Source organism: Pontibacter rugosus, from assembly GCF_042678745.1.
Lineage (GTDB): Bacteria > Bacteroidota > Bacteroidia > Cytophagales > Hymenobacteraceae > Pontibacter > Pontibacter rugosus.
Genome location: NZ_JBHTLD010000261.1, coordinates 1 through 5,868, shown reverse-complemented (window position 1 = coordinate 5,868; position 5,868 = coordinate 1). Strand labels below are relative to the sequence as shown.

2 protein-coding genes are annotated in these 5,868 nt (G+C 43.2%); both read right to left on the bottom strand.

The window, feature by feature from the left end; genetic code table 11:
• Positions 1–148: 148 nt before the first annotated feature.
• Positions 149–2,107, bottom strand: a complete 1,959-nt coding sequence (locus ACFQ2O_RS19325; RefSeq protein WP_377531880.1) for a RagB/SusD family nutrient uptake outer membrane protein — start codon at positions 2,105–2,107, stop codon at positions 149–151.
• Between the two features lie 10 nt (positions 2,108–2,117).
• Positions 2,118–5,180, bottom strand: coding sequence for a SusC/RagA family TonB-linked outer membrane protein (locus ACFQ2O_RS19320; protein WP_377531877.1), 3,063 nt, complete (start codon positions 5,178–5,180; stop codon positions 2,118–2,120).
• Positions 5,181–5,868: the final 688 nt, after the last annotated feature.

The window sequence follows — 5,868 nt, the reverse complement described above, 5'->3', positions numbered from 1 at the left end:
CTGTCTTTCTAGTTAAATATAACTGCTCTAAAAAACGCATAGGTAAAAAGGAAGTCTAAAAGACAACCTCTTTACCTTTATGCTAACTGAATCACTAATAATATTTTATCATCAACGCTTTAAGTCTAGCGTAGACATGCTAAGTTGATTAATATCCCGGGTTCTGGTAAGCAGCTTTTTCCGCTGGCGTTAAATCCATGGCATCTAACTGAACTTGTGGTATTGGGCGCAGGTAATGATATGGCTGAATATTACGGTTCACAGTCTGAGCAGTATGATCGCCATAGTTGTTACCTGCAATTCTGTAAGTGGAAGCAAGGTCTTCCCATCTCTGAGTACGAGTTAAATCATACCAGCGGTACCCTTCGCCATAGTACTCGCGCGAGCGCTCAGCCAGGATATAATCGATATCAATAGTTGCCGGAGTGGCCGCTACAAGTGCTGCGCTGTTGTCCTCTACTTTTGCTTGGTTGCCGTTGTTATCCCAACGCCACTTACCGGCACGAGCACGAATAACATTGATCAACTCTCTGGCACTCATACTTCCGGTTGCACCCTTCACAGCTGCTTCAGCGGCAATAAAGTACAACTCTGAGAACTTAGCAATGTTGAAAGGACGTGTGCTGGCAGCATTTGGCTGTCCTAGTCCTGTACCATTATCAGTGCGGTAAGGGCCAAGCTTCCAAAGACCTGGATAAACCACTCTGCTTATATCATTTGGTCCTATCACGAAGTCAGATCTTCCCGGCAGCTCTCCTGCGCCAATATTACTCTTCCCTGCGCCGGATGGATAAGTAATAGCTGTTGAAGGTTGTTCATCCAGGAATGTTAAGATGGCATCACCCGGAGAAACAGGTAAACCATTTGCGTTATATAAAACAGCCTCATTAACACCACCTTTAGGCCAGTTGCCACGGTAAACCGTTGTAAAAGTACCATCGTAGCGGGAGTCATTGATTTTGTCAGCAAAGGTATTGGTGATAGCACCAATAGTAGGAGCCATACGCGTCCATGGGCGACCTAAAGCCTGATCTGCTTCACGCTGTACAGAACTTATGTTGTTAGTCGTACTGCTCCAGTTTGGAGTAGTACCGCTTCTTAGGTTTGTATAGTTCCACGTCATCATCCAACCGGCGAAGTTTTCAGGAGCGCCACCATTACTCCAGGTAAGGCTAGAGGCGTTATAAAACTCGCTCGTTTCCGTATGGTCTGCATATAGCAGAAGTTCTTTATTACGGTCGTTTGTAGCTACGTTAACGTCATAGTAGGTATCCATCAATCCGAAAGGCCCTGGATTTTCAATAGCTGCAGTTGCCACGTCATAAGCCTGCTGGAAGTACCACTGGGTGTTTTTCCCATTAGGGTCAGTGCGAGGAGCATCCGGGTAAGTAGGAATATTATCCGGATTTTCCAGCCACCATCCGTAAGTCAGATATGCTTTTGCTAAGTACAAGCGTGCTAGTGTTTTCGTTACGCCACCGGTTACACGAGGATTAACAGGCAAGTCTGCTACTGCTTTTTCCAGATCAGGGAATATAGATCTTGTATAAACCTCAGGCACAGTATTACGAACAGAGCTTCTGGATGGATTGTTGTTGAATTTCAACTCTCCAGCACCTAGATCCAGGGGAACACCTCCGAAGGTTTGAACCAGCATAAAATAATCGAATGCGCGGAAGAACCTTGCTTCAGCAACCACAGCGTCTGGAACAGATCCTAGCTCACTTGCATTTTCGATAACACCATTGGCAGTGTTAATATTAGAGAAAGCTGCTCCCCAAAGTACATCGGCACGGCTATCTGTGGGAGTAATCTCGCCCTGTCCTGAGATGTCCATCACTTTAAAGTTTTGGTCCGCACTTTGGGCATAAGTAACTTCATCCGTACCAGTTTCGGTGGTGTTGTAAAAGTAGGCTTGTCCGTAGATATAACGCAGGTGAGCATACATGGATGTTACGCCACCATAAATACCTCTCTCTGTTTTAAAGAAGCCCGGCTCATATATTGTACGTGGCTGTTCTTCTAATATATCCTCACAGGATGATAAGGACAGCGCCATCATCAGCGCTGTTCCTATAAAAGCTTTGTTTTTTATAAATTTCATCATTGTCTTTTACTTAAAAAGTGACATTGAGACCAATCAGGTAGTTCCTTGTTGAAGGCGCATTTGTACCAATTGTTAATAGACGGTTTGGCACACCACCAGTTACCGCCACGTTTTGGTCAGCATATGAGTTGGTTTCAGGGTCCATACCTGATTGCTTGTTGTAAGGCGAGAACAGAACAAATGGGTTTTGTGCTGTTGCATAGATGCGTAGGTTCTGGATACCTGTTTTCTCCAGCCAGTTGTTGTTATTAAAATTATAGCCAAGTGTGATGGTGCGTATCTTTAAATATGATGCATCAAAGTAACCTAAGGTGCTAGCATATTTAAGATTATCACCACTTCTTATGCTTGCCGGATTTGGATAATCAGCGCCTGTATTTTCTGGAGTCCAGTAGTCTACATCAACGTTGTTGCGGCGCCCATTCAGCAAGTTAAGGTAACCTGACGCTCCATAAAGTGTGCTGTTAAGAATACCCCCACTCTGAAAGGCTGCTACAGCGGTCAGGTCAAATCCTTTGTAACCTACACGAGTATTGAAGCCTCCTTGAAAATCAGGGTTTGCGTTCATCACTTGTCTATCGTCCGCATTGATTTGTCTTACAGGCGTTCCATCGTCGTTGTACTCACCAGTATACCGCACTTTAATCATACCTAACGTTGCACTAGGATCAGCAGGATTTGGTTCCAAGATGTTACGGTACGGGTCTTCAGCCTGCCACAGACCTATTTTCTCAAAGTCATATATGACATTTATTGGTTGACCTACAAATAACCAGTTGTTTCTGTCTTCCTGTTGCCCCGAAGCAAGAGACGTAATTTTGTTGCGGTTGCCATAGATGTTCACACCAGCTTCCCAAGTCCATCCATTTTTATTTTCAAGAATTACACCATTAAGCGAAAGTTCAAGACCTTTATTTTGGGTCGTTCCTATATTTGCGGTGTAACTATCAACACCTGATGTAGGAGGAAGTCCCAGACTGAGAAGTATATCTTCAGTATTCGTTACATAATACTCAACTGTACCTGATAAGCGGTTATTCAGGATGGCAAAATCCAGTCCGTAGTTCCACGTTTTCGAGTACTCCCACCCTAAATTAGGGTTAGGCAACTGAGACACATAATATCCGGTTTCATATACATCAGATCCAAAGTTGTAAGGTCTGGTTTGTAAAAGACCAAGTGTAGAGTAAGGAGCTATAGCTTGGTTAGAAGTCTGCCCATAACCTACACGAAGCTTCAACATGTTCACCAAGCTAACATTCTCCATAAAAGACTCTCTGGCAATGTTCCATCCAGCCGATACGGCAGGATAAGTATGCCATTGATAACCCGGTGCTAGCCTTGAAGAACCGTCTGAGCGAACGGTAACGCTTAACATATAACGGTCATCATACGAGTACATGGCACGTCCCATATAAGATAACAAGCCCCACTGTCTATAACGTTGTTCTCTAGGGTCTACTGTAATTTCATCAGCAGCCAAGCCTATATTGTAAAACTGAAAAGCATCCGTGGGAATGTCCTTTCCTGCAACAAGTGACCTATCATATTCCTCCTGTGAGGCAGAATATAAACCTACTATGTTTACGTTGTGCTTTCCAGCAAACGTGCGGTCATAAGTCAAGAGATTTTCAATAGTCCAGTTAGTAGTAACTGCATTGCTACTAGAAGCAGTTGAAAGAGTTTCTTCATTCACAGCAGTTATTCCACGTCCTGTATAGGCACCTGTTCGGCTCTGGCGATAGTTCAAGCCAAGGTTAGCACGGTATTTTAAACCCTCCACACTAGGTATTTGTACCTCACCATAGAAGGTGTTATAGGTAGCAAAAGCTCTGGTTTCATTTAACCATTCATCTCTTAAATCCTCAACAATATCTCTGTTATACACCCATGTTTCATCTTCGGGCATTCTCACAGTTCTTTTTAAAGTGCCGTCTGGATTGTATGGATTAGCAAGAGGTGATAGGCTTAAGATATTGTATAAGCCTACATTTGAGCCTTCAGTGATGTTGTAGTTGTTATATGTGTTGAAGCCAATGCGGATATGTTTACCTATACCTTGGTCAAGGCCTCCGCGCATGGAGTAGCGTTTGTACTGCTGCGTAGGAATTACACCTTCATCCTCAAAATAGCCAACACTGAAGTTATAACTGCCTTGTTCAGTACCACCCGAAATCCCCAGATCATGACTTGTTGTTATACCGGTCCTATATAACATGTCTTGCCAATCTGTATCTACAACCTCAGCCTCATCTGGCCCTATCCGGTCTCTAAACTGATTCCCTGTTTGACGCAACGCAAAAAGTTCTGGTCCGGTCATCATATCATACTTGGCAAAAACATCTTTAACGCCATAAAAACTATTATAGCTTATTTGTGGTTTTTGTCCTGCTTTACCTGATTTAGTAGTGATCAGTACAACGCCATTAGCGCCACGCGATCCGTAAATAGCTGTAGCAGAGGCATCCTTTAGAATATCAATGCTCTTGATGTCATTCGGATTGATATCAGAGATAGAGCCAGGAAAAGGAATACCATCCAGCACCACCAGTGGATCATTTTCGCCAGAAATAGAGCGCGTACCACGAATACGTATTTGCATAGAAGCACCTGGCTGAGAAGATGACTGAGAGAACTCCACACCTGGCAGACGTCCCTGCAGTGCTTGGGTAATGTTACCTGATGGTACTTTAGTAATCTCTTCTGCACTGATAGAAGCAACAGAGCCTGTTACAGCTTCTGATCTTTGAGCACCGTAACCGATTACTACTACTTCTTCAAGCGCCTTGGCATCTACACCTAGTTTTACATCTACTGTAGAGCGGTTGTTTACAGGCACTTCCTGCGCCTGGTAACCGATGTAGGTAAAAACAAGTGTGCCATTGCCATTAGGCAGGTTCAGGGTATAGTTACCCTGTGCATCTGTAGGTGCAGCCGTTTGTGTTCCTTTTAAAAGAACAGTTACACCAGGTAACCCTACTCCTGCCTCGGCATCGGTTACACGGCCACTAACAGTAAAGGCACCCGACTGTGCCGTTGCCTGAAAATTCACCGCTAAATAAGCGAGCAGCATAAGAGCCAGTCTTAAGACCCCTGGCACGCTTGCCCGTCTAGTCAACGGTTTAGGATTTTGCGTAAAATCACATTTCATAAGTGCTAGAATTTTGATTAGAATTGCTTTAAGGGATATTTAATTTCCTAGTGCATGCACAGCGTGGCTGAACCTACCCTATACCGAAAAATTTATTTACTGTAAAATTTATCCTTGATGGCTTGGCCATGTCAAGTTCTTGTTCATATTGCCTGATATCAAACCTGCTTCATGTTGTTGCTCTATTTCTGACTGCTTTGTAGTTTTTTACCAAAAATGGCTTTAATCATTTATCTGAAACAAAGCTTCTTTAACTACTACAACAGCTTATAAACAAGCTCCTGGTTCCTTGCAACCGAATGCGAAACAAATCGCAGAGTCTCTACCAGCACCCGAAACATCCCTTCAACATTACTGCTTTTGCTGTTTCTATTCATTAATAGAAGCAAAAGTACATCTAAAGCTATCCTATAACTGAACCGGCTTTACATCATACTTAGCAAGTGACTCTCAATTATTTAGCATCCACAGTTACCCCGCTTTACATCCCTCAGAAACCCACTTACCAAAAGTGAGTACTTCCTCACTTGAATGTAAACATCAAATTAATTTTCCAATTTTGCAACCGATTGCAGAAACTTTTTTTTTCATATAGACTTATACTAGCACT

Excerpts from the sequence above, each read along its gene's own strand:
- ACFQ2O_RS19325 (WP_377531880.1), bottom strand. The coding sequence starts at position 2,107 with ATGATGAAATTTATAAAAAACAAAGCTTTTATAGGAACAGCGCTGATG.
- ACFQ2O_RS19320 (WP_377531877.1), bottom strand. The coding sequence starts at position 5,180 with ATGCTGCTCGCTTATTTAGCGGTGAATTTTCAGGCAACGGCACAGTCG.